The sequence below is a fragment of the Massilia sp. UYP32 genome, assembly GCF_050434365.1.
GTDB lineage: Bacteria > Pseudomonadota > Gammaproteobacteria > Burkholderiales > Burkholderiaceae_D > Telluria > Telluria timonae.
In genome coordinates, this window is record NZ_JBNDIK010000004.1 from 211,683 (window position 1) to 227,414 (window position 15,732).

Sequence of the window (15,732 nt, forward strand, 5' to 3'; positions counted from 1 at the left end):
CAAAACGGACCGATGGCGACGCCAACCGGTCCGCCGCCGGCAGTCAGAGCTCGGTGCGCAGCGCGAACAGTTCCGGGAACAGCACCACGTCCAGCATCTTGCGCAGGTAGCTCACGCCGGCGGTGCCGCCGGTCCCGGTCTTGAAGCCGATGATGCGCTCGACCGTGCTGACGTGGCGGAAGCGCCAGAAGCGGAACGCCGTCTCCAGGTCGACCAGCTTTTCGGCCAGCTCGTACAGCGCCCAGTGACGGGAGGTGTCGCCATACACCTGCAGCCAGGCCGCCTTGACCGAGTCGTCGGCGCGGGTCGGCCCGGTCCAGTCGGCGTCGAGCCGCGCCGGGTCGATGGCGAAACCGCTGCGCGCCAGCAGCATCACCGCCTCGTCGTAGATCGAGGGCAGGGCCAGTTCGCGCGCAAGGATGGCATGCGCGTCAGGGGCCTTCTCGTGCACCGCCAGCAGGGCCGGGTTCTTGTTCCCGAGGATGAATTCCAGTTCGCGGTACTGGAACGACTGGAAGCCCGACGAGGCGCCCAGGTAGGGGCGGATTGCCGTGTATTCGGGCGGGGTCATGGTGGCCAGCACGTCCCATGCGTGCACCAGCTGGTCCATGATGCGCGCCACCCGCGCCAGCATCTTGAAGGCGGGCGGCAGGTTGCCTTCGCGGATGTGGCGCCGCACCGCCTGCAGCTCGTGCAGCATCAGCTTGATCCACAGTTCGCTGGTCTGGTGCTGGATGATGAACAGCAGCTCGTTGTGATTCGGCGATCGCGGATGCTGGGCGTTCAGGATCTGGTCCAGGCCCAGGTAGTCGCCGTAGCTCATGGCTTCGCGGAAGTCCATCTTGGCGCCATGCCATTCGGCCGGCTGGCCCTCGTTCTGTTCCTTGTTCATGTCGGCGCCTTGTCAGGTGACGGCGCCGCGCGCGGCGGCCACGTCGTAGTCGTTGCGGTCCAGGATGTCCTTCAGGATCTCGACCGCATCCCAGACGTCCGCGTAACTCGTATATAGCGGCGTGAAGCCGAAGCGCATGATCTCGGGCTCGCGGTAGTCGCCGATCACGCCGCGCGCGATCAGGGCCGCCATCACCGCATAGCCGTGCGGGTGGGTGAAGCTCACCTGGCTGCCGCGGCGCGCGTGTTCGCGCGGCGTCACCAGGCCCAGCGGATGGCCGGCGCAGCGGCGTTCGACCAGGCCGATGAACAGGTCGGTCAAGGCCAGCGACTTGGCGCGCACCGCCGCCATGTCGGTCGCCTCGAAGATCTCGAGGCCGCACTCGACCAGCGCCAGCGAGACGATGGGTTGCGTGCCGCACAGCGCGCGCCCGATGCCGGCCACCGGGGCGAAGGCGGGCGCCATCGCGAACGGGCTGGCATGGCCCCACCAGCCCGACAGCGGGTGGTCGAACCCCGCCTGGTGTCTTTGCGGCACCCAGATGAAGGCCGGGGCGCCCGGTCCGCCGTTCAGGTATTTATAGGTGCAGCCGACGGCGAAGTCGGCGTCGGCGGCGCGCAGGTCGACCGGCACCGCGCCGGCCGAGTGGGCCAGGTCCCAGACCGCCAGCGCCCCGGCCTCGTGCGCCAGGCCGGTCAGCGTGGCCATGTCGTGCTGGTAGCCGGTGCGGTAGTTGACGTGGGTGAGCATCAGCACCGCGGCATCGTGGTCGAGCGCGGCCGGAATCTCGTCCACGCTGTCCACCAGGCGCACCCGGTAGCCGCGTTCCAGCCAGCGGCTCAGGCCCTCGGCCATATAGATATCGGTTGGGAAGTTGCTGCGTTCGGTGACGATGGTGCGGCGGTCGTCACCGCGGCGGGCCGCGCTGGCGCCTTGGGACTGGATGCGCAGCGCCGCAGCCAGCGCCTTGAACAGGTTGAGCGAGGTGGTGTCGGTGACGGCCACTTCGCCGGGTCCGGCGCCGATCAGCGGGGCCAGGCGATCGCCCAGGCGTTTCGGCATGTCGAACCAGCCGGCCGTGTTCCAGCTCTTGATCAGGTCGCTTCCCCATTCGCGCGCCACCACGTCCTGGGCGCGGCTCAGGGCGGCGCGGGGGCGGGCGCCGAGCGAGTTGCCGTCCAGGTAGATGACCCCGTCGGGCAGGTCGAAGCGGGTGCGCAACCCGGCCAGCGGGTCGAGCGCGTCGCGCGCCAGGCAATCGGCGCGGGTGAGGATTGGTGCGGTCATGCCGGTCCCATATGAATAGTTGACGCTTCAAGAATGCGCGCAGGTCGGCAGTGTAGCAAGTTCCCGCGCCCGTCGACAGCTGGATGTTGCCGTTGCGACATTAAATGTCTTGACGAAAAAATTTTGAAATTTTTTTGCAGCCAACCCTAAAGTTCCTGATGAGCTGTCCGATAACGAGTCAGAAGGGCGGCAAGGCGTCGAAAAAATAGTAAAAAATATTTTCAAACAGCCCTAAAGTCCGTCGTCGGGCTGCCGTTAATGGATGAGTGGAGTGCATAAAAGCGACACTCGCAGCCACGACAAAGCTGAAAATTCTGAGTTTCCAGCGGTAAATTCAGTAAAACCTGTAGTGATTCTGCGACAGACGACGTCTGACGTAGACCCAGATCAAGGCGCTTCCCGGCGCCATTTCAGCCCGGTTTTTTCATGGGTTTTCATAGGGAGCCAGAGGCGTTTGTCAGACAAACTCCTACGGCTCCATCTCGTCGTTCGCCTACCCAAAATACAGGTTTTGTCCAATTCCTGAAAAGTTTCCCCACAGTCAGAATCTATCTCGTCGGCAACACAAACAGCGCCGAAACAACCAACGGAGAGAGAAGATGACGATGAACGACATGATGGCTGAGATTCGCGACGCAAACCTGAGCTACCTGATGCTGGCCCAGCAGATGATTCGTGCCGACAAAGTCACCGCCATCTTCCGCCTGGGCGTGTCGGCCGAGATCGCCGACCTGATCGAAGGCATGAGCAATGCCCAGATCCTGAAGCTCGCCGGCGGCAACATGATGCTGGCCCGTTTCCGCTTCGACGACACCGCGATCCTGGGCATGCTGACCAGCCACACCAAGGAACGCAGCCTGGCGCAATCGCACGCAGCCATCCTGATGGCGGGCCAGCCGGTCGAAGAGATCGTATAATCCCTGCCAGCGGCCACTTGGTGGGGCCGCACCGAACAGGCTGGGAGCAGCGGATGAGCAACAAACCATGAGCAAAAAAAGCGTCGTATCCGAAGCGCAGGAAATCCAGCTCGCGATCGAACTGATCAACCTGGGCGCACGCCTGCAGTTGCTGGAGACCGAGGTCTCGCTGTCGCGCGAACGCTTGCTCAAGCTGTACAAGGAGCTCAAGGGTGTCTCTCCACCCAAGGGCATGCTCCCGTTCTCCACCGACTGGTTCCTGACCTGGCAACCGAACATCCACTCCTCGTTGTTCATGAACATCCACCAGTTCCTGGTGGGGCATGCCGGCGCCTCCGGCATCCAGGCCGTCATGAAGGCCTATCAACTCTACCTCGAACAGATGCCGCCGGCGCCGGGCGAAGAGCCGCTGCTGTCGCTCACGCGCGCCTGGACCCTGGTGCGTTTCTTCCAGAGCGGCATGCTGCTGCTGGCCCCGTGCAGCCGCTGCCAGGGCAAGTTCATCGTCAATGCCCTCGACCTGAACGCCGACTACCTGTGCGGCCTGTGCCACATGCCTTCGCGCGCCGGCAAGACCCGCAAGGCCAAGGATGCCCGCGAGGCGGCCGAGCGCGCCGTCGCCGATGCGGCCGACGACGAGGATTCCGCCGGCCGGGACAGCGCCTGACTTGGCGCCGCGTCTGTTGCGCTATCCGGCGGTCCGGGCGCTCCTGATCCAGGTCGCCGCCTTTCCACTCACGCTCGCCATCGTCTACCTGCTCGCCAGCAGCGGCTTGATGTTGTCGTATTGGCACGTCGTCCTGGTGCAGGGCGTGCTGGCCGCGCTGCTGTCCTGGTGGCGCGGCCTGGCCAGCTGGTGGCGCGCGATCCAGTTCGGCTTTCCGCTGGCGTTGCCGGGCGCCAGCGCGCTCGAACTTCCGCCGGCCGCCTTTCTCGCCGTCTTCCTGTTCCTGTTATTGCTGTACTGGTCGACTTATCGCACGCAAGTGCCGTATTACCCGTCCGGACGCAAGGTGTGGGCGGCGGTCGCGGCCGCGCTGCCGCAAGACCGGCCGGTGCGCGTGATCGACATCGGCAGCGGCATCGGCGGCCTGGTGCTCGACTTGCAGCGGCGCCGGCCGGAGTCGCGCTTCGAGGGCATCGAACTGGCGCCGCTGCCCTGGCTGGCCAGCCACCTGCGCGCGCTGGCCACCCGTAGCCGCGCGCGCTTCATCCGCGGCGACTACGAACGACTCGACCTCGGCGACTACGACGCGGTGTTCGCCTATCTGTCGCCGGCCGCGATGAGCGCGCTGTGGCGCAAGGCCGCGCGCGAGATGCGGCCCGGGTCGACGCTTTTCAGTTACGAATTCGTCATCGAAGACCGGCCGCCGAGCCGCGTTATCCATCCGGCCACAGACGGGCCGGCGCTGTACATGTGGGACTTTTAGGCGACAAATGGTGAGTATTCGGGGTGGTTTTACTTGCCCGTGGACCATTCTCCAGCTAGAGTAGTTCCCTGAATAAACTTTTTCTGAAATTACCGGTTTCGGGTCCTCAGGACGAGGTCGGAACAGGCTTTTCTGGAGCAAAATCCCTTGTTAGTGATTGTTGGTTACATCATCGTCTGCGCCTGCGTGTTCGGCGGGTTTGCGCTCGCCGGCGGCCACCTGGCTTCGCTGTGGCAGCCGATCGAGCTGTTGATGATCGGCGGCGCCGCCTTTGGCGCCTTCTTTGTCGGTAACAACGGCAAGTCGATCAAGGCCACCATGAAGGCCTTGCCGAGTGTCTTCAAGGGCTCGAAGTTCACCAAAGACATGTATATGGAGCTGATGGCCCTGCAATTCGACGTGCTGTCGAAAGTGCGCAAGGAAGGCCTGATGTCGATCGAGGGCGACATCGAGGCGCCTGAATCGTCGCCGCTGTTCTCCAAGTATCCGGCGGTGCTGGCCGACCATCACATCATCGAATTCATGACCGATTACCTGCGCCTGATGGTGTCGGGGAACATGGACGCGATGCAGATCGAAAACCTGATGGACAACGAGATCGAGACCCACCACCACGAAGGCGCCGTGCCGGCCCACGTGATCGCCAAGGTCGGCGACGGCCTGCCGGCCTTCGGCATCGTGGCGGCGGTGATGGGCGTGGTCCACACCATGGAATCGGTTGGCCTGCCGCCGGCCGAGCTGGGCATCCTGATCGCGAAGGCGCTGGTCGGCACCTTCCTGGGCATCCTGCTGGCCTACGCCTTCGTCACCCCGCTGGCGAGCGTGCTGGAACAGAAGCTCGAGGAATCGACCAAGATGTTCCAGTGCGTGAAGGTCACGCTGCTGGCGAGCCTGAACGGCTATGCCCCGGCCCTGGCCGTCGAATTCGGCCGCAAGGTGCTGTACTCGACCGAGCGCCCGACCTTCGCCGAGCTCGAAGAGCACATCAAGAAGAAGAAGTAAGCCGCGATGACCGCATTCGATTTCATCTCCGGCTGCATGAAGGGAGGCGCGCATGGCTGACGACAACGCGCGGCCCATCGTCGTCAAGCGCATCAAGAAGGTGGCCGGCGGCCACCACGGCGGCGCCTGGAAGATCGCCTACGCCGACTTCGTGACCGCGATGATGGCGTTCTTCCTGCTCATGTGGCTGTTGGGCTCGACCGCCAAGGGCGACCTGGTCGGCATCGCCGAATACTTCAAGACGCCGCTGAAGGTGGCGATGGCGGGCGGCTCCGGTTCGGGCGACTCGTCGTCGGTGATCAAGGGCGGCGGCGAAGACCTGACCCGTACCGCGGGCCAGGTCAAGCGCGGCGATTCGGTGCCCGAGAAGAAGACCTACGACCTGCAGGCGGCCAAGGCCGCGCTGGCGCGTGAAGAAGGACAGCGACTGCAAATGCTGAAGGCGCGCATCGAGTCGGCCATCGAGGTCAACCCGATGCTCAAGAAGTACCAGAACCAGCTGCTGCTCGACATCACCAGCGAAGGCCTGCGCATCCAGATCGTGGACGAGAAGAACCGTCCGATGTTCGCGCTGGCCAAGGCCGAGCTGCAGCCATATACCAAGGAAATCCTGCACATCATCGGCATGGTGCTGAACGAAGTGCCGAACAAGATCGGGATCTCGGGCCATACCGATTCGACGCCGTACTACAGCGATGCCGGCTACAGCAACTGGGAACTGTCGGCCGACCGCGCCAACGCCTCGCGCCGCGAGATGGTGCTGGGCGGCCTGCAGGACGACAAGGTGCTGCGCGTGGTGGGCCTGGCCTCGGCCGCCCACCTCGATGCGAAGGACCCGTTCAACCCGGTCAATCGCCGCATCAGCATCATCGTCATGAACAAGCGCACCGAAGACGCGGTGCGGCGCGACGCGGCGACGCTGGACGTGCCGGCGGAGGACGCCGAGGCGGCGGCCACCGCCACGCTGGAAGCGGTGAAGAAGTAACAGTGAAACAGCAGGCCAGGGCGGCACTGGAGAGAGTGAAATGACAAGAAAAAAAATATTGGGTTCGCATGTGAAGCGCCTGCTGTCGGGCGTGTCCATGCACGGGCGGCGCCACCTGACCGAGGTCGAGACCGACCTGCTGCAGACCGAGCTGCTGCTGGAAGAAGCGATCGACAAGCTGACCGCCAGCTTCATGGCGGTGCATACGGCGGTCGGCGCGCGCCAGGAAGCGATCGAGCGGCTGCTGGAGGGCGGTGCGCCGACGCCGGAAGACCGGATTTTGCTGTCGTCGATGTCGTCCGAGGTGGGCGCGCACGTGAACACGGCGATCACCAGCATGCAGTTCCAGGACATGACGGCGCAACTGATTGAACGTACACTGCGGCGCGTGGCGGGGCTGCGCGACTTTTTGGGCACGCTCAGCGCGCATGGCGCCGACATCGCGCCCGAGACCGACAGCGACGAGATCGTCGACCGGCTCGGCAAGGTCAGCATGGCGCTGGCGATCCAGTCGCTCGAACTGCGCAGCATGCTGCGCCGCTCGGTCGAGCAGAAGCACCTGGAAAGCGGCGACGTCGAGCTGTTCTGAGCGCTGTCGGCGTATTAACGAATAATTCAACCGGCGTGAAGCCGGATACAAAATAGCAGGAGCATAAAATGGCAAAAACGATTCTCGCGGTCGACGATTCCAGTTCGCTGCGCCAGATGGTGGCCTTCAGCCTGAAGGCGGCTGGCTACAACGTGGTGGAAGCGGTGGACGGCCAGGATGGCCTGGACAAGGCGAAGCTGCAGAACGTCGACCTGGTGCTGACCGACCAGAACATGCCGAAGATGGACGGCCTGCAGCTGATTAAAACCTTGCGCACCCTGCCGGGTTACGCCAAGACGCCGATCCTGATGCTGACCACCGAATCGTCGGACGAGATGAAGAACAAGGGCCGCGCCGCCGGCGCCAACGGCTGGCTGGTCAAGCCCTTCGATCCGCAGCGCCTGATCGAGGTGGTCAAAAAAGTGATCGGCTGACGCCATGCGCGACGCCCTGACCATGCTTTCACTCGAGCGGACGGCATCATGACCATCGACATCAGCCAGTTTTACCAGGTCTTTTTCGACGAGGCAGAAGAACTGCTCGCCGAAATGGAACGCCTGCTGCTGGGCGTCGACGTCGCCGCGCCCGATGCGGAAGACCTGAACGCGATCTTCCGCACCGCCCACTCGGTCAAGGGCGGCGCATCGACCTTCGGCCTGACCGACATGTGCGACGTGACCCACGTGCTGGAGTCGCTGCTGGACCGCATCCGCAAGGGCGAGATGGCGCTGACCTCGAACCACGTGGACGCCTTCCTGGCGGCCAAGGACGGGCTCAAGATGCAGCTCGACGGACACCGCCACGGCGCGCACGTCGACAACGAGGCCATCGCCAACGTGCGCATGGCCCTGCACGACCTGGCCGAGGGCCTGGTGCCGGCCGCGCCGGTGGTGGCGCCGTCCTACCTGACGGCCCAGCCGCGCACCGAGCACCAGATCGAAGGCGCGCACCGCTACAAGATCGAACTGCCGCAGGTGGCCCAGCGCGACATCAACGCCCTGGTCGACGAACTGGGCCTGATGGGCCGCGTCTCGGTGGCGCCGCTCGAGGGCGGGCGCACGGCATTGATCATCACCACCCACGAGAGCCTGGACGACATCATCGCGATCTGCTCCTTCGTGCTCGACCCGGACGACCTGAAGATCTTCGAGGCGCCGGCGCTCACGCCGGAACAGCGCGCGATCGAGGCGGCCGAGCGCAAGCGCATCGAGGATGCGCAGGGCTACGGTTTCTTCGGTCCCGACGACGATATCAGCCCGGCCGGCGGCGAGCTGTCGGAAGACGATCTCGGTTATGGCTTCTTCCAGCCGATCGAGCAGATCCGCGCCGCGGCCGGCATCGTTGCCGCCCCGCCGGAACCCGTGGCCGCCAGCATCTCGGCCCAGGCGCAAAACATGGTCGAGCACCTGGCCGAACTGAGCGCCGAGAAAAAGGCCGCGAAGAAGGACGATAAGAACGAGTCGTCCTCGATCCGGGTCTCGGTGGAGAAGGTCGACCAGCTGATCAACCTGATCGGCGAACTGGTGATCACCAACGCCATGCTCGAGCAGCGCAGCAATGTGCTCGACCCGATCCTGCACGAGCGCCTGCTGTCGTCGGTGAGCCAGCTGGGGCGCAACACGCGCGAGCTGCAAGAGGCCGTGATGTCGATCCGCATGATGCCGATGGACTTCGTGTTCTCGCGCTTCCCGCGCATGGTGCGTGACCTGGCCGGCAAACTCGGCAAGAAGGTCGACTTCATCACCCACGGCGCCGCCACTGAACTGGACAAGGGCCTGATCGAACGCATCGTCGATCCGCTGACGCACCTGGTGCGCAACTCGATCGACCACGGCGTCGAGATGCCGGCCGCGCGCGTCGCCGCCGGCAAATCGGAAGCGGGGCGCCTGTTCCTGTCGGCCGGCCACCAGGGCGGCCACATCGTGATCGAAGTCGCGGACGACGGCGGCGGCCTGAATCGCGAGAAGATCCTGGCCAAGGCGGCCTCGAACGGCCTGGCGGTGTCCGATAACATGACGGACTCGGAAGTCTGGCAGCTGATCTTCGCGCCCGGCTTCTCGACCGCCGAAGTGGTCACCGACGTCTCCGGCCGCGGGGTCGGCATGGACGTCGTCAAGCGCAACATCACCGCCATGGGCGGCACGGTCGACATCCGTTCGGCGGCCGGTTTCGGCACCACGATCTCGATCTCGCTGCCCCTGACCCTGGCGATCCTGGACGGCATGTCGATCAGGAGCGGCGACGAGATCTATATCCTGCCGCTGTCCTTCGTGGTCGAGTCGCTGCAGCCGGCGCCCGAAGACGTGCGCGACATCGCAGGGCGCGGGCGCGTATTGAAGGTACGCGGCGAATACCTGCCCCTGATTCCGCTGTACCAGATGTTCGACATCGAGCCGCGCCACCGCGAGCCGAGCGACGGCATCGTCGTCATCCTCGAGACCGAGGGCAAGAAGGCGGCGCTGTTCGTGGACGAGCTGGTGGGCCAGCAGCAGGTGGTGGTCAAGAACCTGGAAGCGAATTACCGCAAAGTGGCCGGGATCTCCGGCGCAACCATCATGGGCGACGGCGGCGTCGCCCTGATCCTCGACGTGGCGGCGCTGGTGCGCTCGTCGCGTCAGCTGGCCGACGACCCCGTCGTTCTATAAATTTCTACATCATTAACAAAAGAGGAAACCCATGTCCAACCTGGCAAACACCACCTCGGCTGACGGGACCGCGAACGACGGCGCCGGCAACGAATTCCTGGCTTTTACCCTCGGCTCGGAAGAATACGGCATCGACATCCTGAAAGTGCAGGAAATCCGCGGCTACGAAGCGGTGACCCGCATCGCCAACGCGCCCGAATTCATCAAGGGCGTGATCAACCTGCGCGGCATCATCATCCCGGTGGTCGACATGCGCATCAAGTTCAACCTGGGCACCCCGGTATACGACCAGTTCACCGTCGTGATCATCCTGAACATCGGTGGCCGCATCATGGGCATGGTGGTCGACAGCGTGTCCGACGTGACCACGTTGACCGCCGACCAGATCAAGCCGGCGCCGGAGATGGGCACCGCCTTCAACTCCGACTACATGATCGGCCTGGGCACGGTCGACGAGCGCATGCTGATCCTGGTCGACATCGACAAGCTGATGTCCTCGGGCGAAATGGGCCTGATCGACAAGCTGGCCGCCTGATTTCGCGGCGGCACGCAGCACCAACCATCCGGACCGCGCCATGACGGCGCGGACCAACCAGCATTCATAAGGCAACAAACGTGCCGCAGCAGAAAACAGAGACGGTCAAGGAATTCGATTTCACCCGCCGTGACTTCGAACGGGTGCGTGCGCTGATTCACCAGCGCGCGGGCATTTCGCTGGCCGACAGCAAGCAGGAAATGGTCTACAGCCGCCTGGCGCGGCGCCTGCGCGCGACCGGCATCCAGTCGTTCGCCACCTATCTGGACGACCTGGAAGCGGGCCGCATGGACCGCGAGTGGGAATCGTTCACCAATGCGCTGACCACCAACCTGACCTCGTTCTTCCGCGAGGCGCATCACTTTCCGCTCCTGCTCGAGCACCTGGTCGCGGTGCGCAAGAAGGACACGCGGCCGCTCACGATCTGGTGCTCGGCAGCGTCCACCGGCGAAGAGCCGTATTCGATCGCGATGACGGCCTGCGAGGCCTTCAACACGCTCACGCCGCCGGTGCACATCGTCGCCACCGACATCGACACCAATGTGCTGTCGACCGCCTCGAACGGCGTGTACCCGATGGAGCGGCTCGACAAGATGTCGCCGGAGCGCCTGCGCCGCTTCTTCCTGAAGGGGAAGGGCGCCCACGAGGGCATGGCGCGCGTGCGCCCCGAGCTGCGCAACCTGGTCACCTTCAAGCAGCTCAATCTGCTGGCCGACGGCTGGCCGCTGGAAGGACAGTTCGACGCCATCTTTTGCCGCAACGTGATGATTTATTTCGACAAGCCGACCCAGCGCAAGATCCTGGGCCGCTTCGTGCCGCTGATGAAGCCGCATGCGCTGCTGTTCGCGGGCCACTCCGAGAACTTCCTGTACGTGTCGGACGCGCTGCGCCTGCGCGGCAAGACGGTGTATGAACTCGATGGACGCAGTGCCTGAAGGCGTGGGACGACCATGAACAGCCAGTTCGCCACCAATCTCTATCACGACCGCACCTTCAACGTCGATGCGGCCAAGATCCTGCCGGGCGAGTATTTTTATACCGGCAAGGACATGCTGATCGCCACCGTGCTCGGCTCATGCGTCTCGGCCTGCATCCGCGACCGCCTGACCGGCCTGGGCGGCATGAACCACTTCATGCTGCCCGATGGGGGGGCGGACGCCGGCAGCAACCCGGTCTCGGCCTCGATGCGCTACGGCTCGTTCGCGATGGAGATCCTGATCAATGACCTGCTCAAGGCCGGCGCCCGCCGCGAACACCTTGAAGCGAAGGTATTCGGCGGCGGCGCCGTGCTGCGCGGCTTCACGGCGATGAACGTCGGCGAGCGCAACGCCGCCTTCGTGATGCAGTTCCTGAAGACCGAACGCATCCCGGTGCTGGCCGAAGACCTGAACGACATCTACCCGCGCAAGGTGTTCTTCTTCCCGCGCACGGGCAAGGTGCTGGTCAAGAAACTGATGCAAACCCAGAACGACACGCTGGCCAAGCGCGAACTCGACTACGCCAAGCGACTCAAGGTCGAACCCGTCGGCGGCGCCATCGACCTGTTCTGACCTGTTAGTTGAAAGGAATAAGCATGAAGACCAAGGTGCTGATCGTCGACGACTCGGCGCTGATCCGCAGCGTGATGAGCGAGATCGTCAATTCCCAGCCCGACCTCGAAGTGGTCGCCACCGCGCCCGATCCGCTGGTCGCGCGCGAGTTGATCAAAAAGCATAACCCCGACGTGCTCACCCTGGACGTCGAGATGCCCAAGATGGACGGCCTCGACTTCCTGGAAAAGCTGATGCGCCTGCGGCCGATGCCGGTGCTGATGGTGTCGTCGCTGACCGAGCGCGGCTCGGAAATCACGATGCGCGCGCTCGAGCTGGGCGCGGTCGATTTCGTGACCAAGCCCAAGATCTCGATCCAGACCGGCATGCGCGAGTATGCCGACATGATCGCCGACAAGATCCGCGCCGCCGCGCGCGCTCGCATCGCGCCGCGTTCGCGCACGCCCTCGGTGCCCAGCGCGCCGCTGTCGGCCCTGAGGAGTCCCCTGATTTCTTCCGAAAAACTGATCATCATCGGCGCCTCGACCGGCGGCACCGAAGCGATCCGCGAATTCCTGATGCAGATGCCGTCCGACTGCCCGGGCATCCTGATCGCCCAGCACATGCCGGAGGGTTTCACGAGTTCCTTCGCCAAGCGCCTCGACTCGCTGTGCAGGATCAGTGTGGTCGAGTCCGCCGGCAACGAGCGGGTGCTGCCCGGCCACGCCTACATCGCGCCGGGCCACTCGCACCTGCTGCTGACCCGCTCCGGCGCCAACTACATGACCCGCATCGAACAGTCGCCGCCGGTCAACCGCCACCGTCCCTCGGTCGACGTGCTGTTCCGCTCCGCCGCGCAGGCGGCCGGTAAAAACGCCGTTGGTGTTATCCTGACCGGCATGGGCAAGGACGGCGCGGCCGGCATGCTCGAGATGCGCCAGGCCGGGGCCCACAACTTCGCCCAGGACGAAGCCAGCTGCGTCGTGTTCGGCATGCCGCGCGAAGCGATCGCGCTGGGCGCCGCCCACGACGTCGGCCCCTTGCCGGCCTTGCCGCGCATGGTGCTCGACCATCTGGCGGCGCAGGGCGGCCGGGCGTTGCGTGTTTGATCCGAATTAGAACTGGTGACAGGCTTTAGGGGCTATTTTATCGCCGTAAGGCAACAAAAATGCTATTCTTGAGCCTGTTATCGAGCCCACCAGGGCAGCTCACCCAACAAACCACAGTATAAGATTCAAACGGAGTTATTCATGGCTGATCCAAAGATGCGTTTCCTGGTTGTTGACGATTTCTCGACGATGCGCCGCATCGTCCGGAATCTGTTGAAAGAACTGGGTTATGCCAACGTCGACGAGGCAGAAGACGGCGTGATGGCGCTGGCCAAGCTGCGCAGCGAATCGTTCGACTTCGTGGTGTCGGACTGGAACATGCCGAATATGGACGGCCTGACCATGCTGCAGAACATCCGTGCCGATCCCGCGCTGGCCAAGCTGCCGGTGCTGATGGTGACCGCGGAAGCGAAGAAGGAGAACATCATCGCCGCCGCCCAGGCCGGCGCCAGCGGCTACGTGGTCAAGCCGTTCACGGCCGCGACCCTCGACGAGAAGCTGAACAAGATCTTCGAGAAACTGGACAAAGCCGGAGCCTGAGATGGGTGAGATGAACTCGGCGCTCGACGCCGGGGCCGCCTCGAACGAAGAGGTGCTGAGCCGGATCGGCCACATGACCCGCGCGCTGCATGAAAGCCTGCGCGGGCTCGGACTGGACAAGCTGATCGAGAAGGCGGCGAGCGACATCCCCGATGCGCGCGACCGCCTGGACTACGTGGCGCGCCTGTCGGAACAGGCGGCCAAGAAGGTGCTGGACGCGACCGACGCGGCCGGCCCCCTGCAGGACGCCATCGAGACCCGCGCGGCCGAGTTGTCGGACGGCTGGCAGGCGCTGCTCGACAAGGGCGCCAGCGAGGCCGAATGGCGCGCGATGGCCCAGCGCACGATCGCCAGCCTGAACGAGTCGGCGGCCGGCGCGGTCGCCACACGCGGCGAGCTGATGAACATCATGATGGCCCAGGATTTCCAGGACCTGACCGGCCAGGTGATCGGCCGCATCACCGGCATCGCGCAAAACCTCGAGAAGCAACTGGTGCAGGTGCTGATCGATTTCGCGCCGAGCGAGATCAAGCGCGAGCTGGACAACGGCCTGCTGAACGGGCCGCAGATCAAGCCGACCGGCACCGAAGTCGTGGCCAACCAGGGGCAGGTCGACGATCTGCTCGACAGCCTCGGGTTCTGAACCGGCGCCGCGCATTCACTTACGGCGTCTTCATGCATCGCACCAACTTCATCGTCCGCGAACCGCTGCTCGATCCAAAGCAGCGCGTTCTCGGCTATGAGCTGTCGTGGCAGCAGCACGACGGACGCATTCCCACCGACCATGACCTGGAAGGGCTGGTCGGTTTCGTGGCAGAACACGTCAACCACCAGGAACATGGCTGGCTGTTGCGCGACAAGATCCTGTTCCTGGATGCCGTGCCGGCCATGCTGTCGACCGACGCGCTGCACGCGCTGCCGCCGGAACGCACCGTGCTCGCCTTCGATATCCGCCAGCTGACCGACCAGGATGTGCGCTCCGCCGTGCAAGCCGTGCGCGCGGGCGGCGTCGGGGTGGCGATCCGCGGCTGCGACATCAACCTGCTGGGGCGCAACCTGGCGCCGTATGCGTCCTACCTCGAGGTGCGCTTCACCGGTTCCAATGTCGCCGACCAGGCGCGCACCTACGCCGCCGCCAAGCATTCGTCGCTGCGCATGGTGGGGCGGCCGGTCGGCACCTGGGCCGACTTCGACGCCTGCGCCGCGCTCGGGCTCGACGCCTTCGTGGGCAAGCTGCACCTGACGCCGCGGCCGGGCAATCCGGTCAAGGGCATGAACCCGACCCAGAACGTGATCCTGCAGCTGATGCAGCTGGTCCAGAATAACGAGGACGTGCCCAAGCTCGAAAGCGTGCTGAAACGCGACCCGGCCCTGACCTACAAGCTGCTGCGCTACATCAATACCGCGGGCTTCGGCGCCGGGCGCGAAGTGCAGTCGCTGCGCCAGGCGATTTCCCTGCTGGGTTATGCGCCGCTGTACCGCTGGCTGGTGCTGCTGCTGGCCACGGCCAGCTCGAGCGGCTATTCGCCGGTGCTGATGGAAACCGCCGTGGTGCGCGGCCGCCTGGCCGAGTTGCTGGGGCAAAAGTACCTGGGTAAAGGCGAGGCCGAGAACCTGTTCGTGGCCGGCATGTTCTCGCTGCTCGACCGGCTGCTGGGGCTGAGCATGCAGCAGGTGCTCGAGACCATCCAGCTGCCCGACGGGGTAGTGCAGGCGCTGACGCGACGCGAAGGCCCGTATGGGCCCTACCTGGCGCTGGCCGAGGCCTGCGAGCTCAACTCGAACCTGGTGGCGTCGCTGGCCGATGCGCTCGCGATCACGCCCTCCGAAGTCAACCAGGCCCACCTGTCGGCGCTGGCCTGGGCGCAGAGCGTGGCAGTCGACAACTAGCGTTTGACCAAGGGCTTCCGGTCGCCCCGGGCTGCGTCCCACTGAAGGCGAATGCCGCTGGGGCTGGATGTCGTCCACCAGCGCCCCCCGCCGTTTCTCGCTGGGGCGAGAACGCTCGCTCTCGCTCGCGCCGCTTTCGCGGTCGATTGCCGCGCCGTGGGCGGCACGGATGAGGCAGCGCGACCCCGGCGCGAGTTACCCATCGCTCCTCCCCCTCATGCCCTCTTCACTGGGCCAGGGCTACTCGGTGGAAAACTCTCTGCATCTGCTTTTAAGCAGTTTCTACATGTTTAGTTCCGTGCGATCATTTTCCTCGTCGTAGCTGGCCTTTGTTCCGTGCAAAGGCTATGCTCGACGACTTGATTGCTGGATTCAGCAGTCC

General features: G+C 64.6%; 17 protein-coding genes. 15 read left to right on the plus strand and 2 right to left on the minus strand.

Translation table 11 applies throughout. The features are described from left to right. Positions 1 to 43: 43 nt before the first annotated feature. Entirely contained in the window at positions 44 to 892 is an 849-nt protein-coding gene (gene kynA, locus ABIB42_RS04950) for a tryptophan 2,3-dioxygenase (protein ID WP_184238258.1), read from the minus strand. A gap of 12 nt (positions 893 to 904) precedes the next feature. Further along, entirely contained in the window at positions 905 to 2,179 is a 1,275-nt protein-coding gene (kynU, locus tag ABIB42_RS04955; RefSeq protein WP_273028085.1) for a kynureninase, read from the minus strand. A 599-nt stretch (positions 2,180 to 2,778) separates the two neighbouring features. Between kynU and flhD the strand changes: the two genes are divergently transcribed. The 15 genes from flhD (at position 2,779) to ABIB42_RS05030 (ending at position 15,350) form a co-directional block, all read left to right on the plus strand. After that, positions 2,779 to 3,096, plus strand: a complete 318-nt coding sequence (gene flhD / locus ABIB42_RS04960; protein ID WP_005666655.1) for a flagellar transcriptional regulator FlhD — start codon at positions 2,779 to 2,781, stop codon at positions 3,094 to 3,096. Between the two features lie 67 nt (positions 3,097 to 3,163). Further along, positions 3,164 to 3,763, plus strand: coding sequence for a flagellar transcriptional regulator FlhC (gene flhC, locus ABIB42_RS04965; protein ID WP_429247983.1), 600 nt, complete (start codon positions 3,164 to 3,166; stop codon positions 3,761 to 3,763). Then, the gene (locus ABIB42_RS04970) at positions 3,720 to 4,526 is read left to right on the plus strand and encodes a class I SAM-dependent methyltransferase (RefSeq protein ID WP_429247984.1); all 807 of its coding nucleotides are present in this window, start codon (positions 3,720 to 3,722) and stop codon (positions 4,524 to 4,526) included. The genes flhC and ABIB42_RS04970 overlap by 44 nt, the downstream gene beginning before the upstream one ends. Before the next feature lie 147 nt (positions 4,527 to 4,673). Beyond that, complete coding sequence (motA, locus tag ABIB42_RS04975) at positions 4,674 to 5,528, plus strand: flagellar motor stator protein MotA (RefSeq protein WP_005666659.1); 855 nt, start codon at positions 4,674 to 4,676, stop codon at positions 5,526 to 5,528. 52 nt (positions 5,529 to 5,580) lie between these two features. Next, positions 5,581 to 6,513, plus strand: coding sequence for a flagellar motor protein MotB (gene motB / locus ABIB42_RS04980; RefSeq protein ID WP_005666661.1), 933 nt, complete (start codon positions 5,581 to 5,583; stop codon positions 6,511 to 6,513). Between the two features lie 40 nt (positions 6,514 to 6,553). Further along, the gene (locus ABIB42_RS04985; RefSeq protein ID WP_429247985.1) at positions 6,554 to 7,102 is read left to right on the plus strand and encodes a chemotaxis protein; all 549 of its coding nucleotides are present in this window, start codon (positions 6,554 to 6,556) and stop codon (positions 7,100 to 7,102) included. Between the two features lie 68 nt (positions 7,103 to 7,170). Further along, positions 7,171 to 7,536: a response regulator gene (locus ABIB42_RS04990; RefSeq protein ID WP_005666664.1), complete on the plus strand. Its 366-nt coding sequence runs from the start codon at positions 7,171 to 7,173 to the stop codon at positions 7,534 to 7,536. Between the two features lie 48 nt (positions 7,537 to 7,584). Next, the gene (cheA, locus tag ABIB42_RS04995) at positions 7,585 to 9,747 is read left to right on the plus strand and encodes a chemotaxis protein CheA (RefSeq protein WP_005666665.1); all 2,163 of its coding nucleotides are present in this window, start codon (positions 7,585 to 7,587) and stop codon (positions 9,745 to 9,747) included. 31 nt (positions 9,748 to 9,778) lie between these two features. Beyond that, positions 9,779 to 10,282, plus strand: coding sequence for a chemotaxis protein CheW (locus tag ABIB42_RS05000; RefSeq protein WP_005666668.1), 504 nt, complete (start codon positions 9,779 to 9,781; stop codon positions 10,280 to 10,282). 80 nt (positions 10,283 to 10,362) lie between these two features. After that, positions 10,363 to 11,217 (plus strand): CheR family methyltransferase, encoded by an 855-nt coding sequence (locus ABIB42_RS05005; protein WP_005666669.1) that lies wholly within the window; start codon positions 10,363 to 10,365, stop codon positions 11,215 to 11,217. Positions 11,218 to 11,232: 15 nt separating this feature from the next. Beyond that, positions 11,233 to 11,832 (plus strand): chemoreceptor glutamine deamidase CheD, encoded by a 600-nt coding sequence (gene cheD / locus ABIB42_RS05010; RefSeq protein ID WP_005666670.1) that lies wholly within the window; start codon positions 11,233 to 11,235, stop codon positions 11,830 to 11,832. A gap of 23 nt (positions 11,833 to 11,855) precedes the next feature. Next, positions 11,856 to 12,920, plus strand: coding sequence for a protein-glutamate methylesterase/protein-glutamine glutaminase (locus tag ABIB42_RS05015; RefSeq protein ID WP_005666672.1), 1,065 nt, complete (start codon positions 11,856 to 11,858; stop codon positions 12,918 to 12,920). 141 nt (positions 12,921 to 13,061) lie between these two features. Next, positions 13,062 to 13,460, plus strand: a complete 399-nt coding sequence (cheY, locus tag ABIB42_RS05020) for a chemotaxis response regulator CheY (protein ID WP_005666673.1) — start codon at positions 13,062 to 13,064, stop codon at positions 13,458 to 13,460. A 1-nt stretch (position 13,461) separates the two neighbouring features. After that, a complete protein-coding gene (cheZ, locus tag ABIB42_RS05025; RefSeq protein WP_005666675.1) occupies positions 13,462 to 14,103 on the plus strand; it encodes a protein phosphatase CheZ in 642 nt (213 codons plus the stop codon). Between the two features lie 32 nt (positions 14,104 to 14,135). Further along, positions 14,136 to 15,350, plus strand: a complete 1,215-nt coding sequence (locus tag ABIB42_RS05030; protein WP_005666676.1) for an EAL and HDOD domain-containing protein — start codon at positions 14,136 to 14,138, stop codon at positions 15,348 to 15,350. Positions 15,351 to 15,732 lie beyond the last annotated feature (382 nt).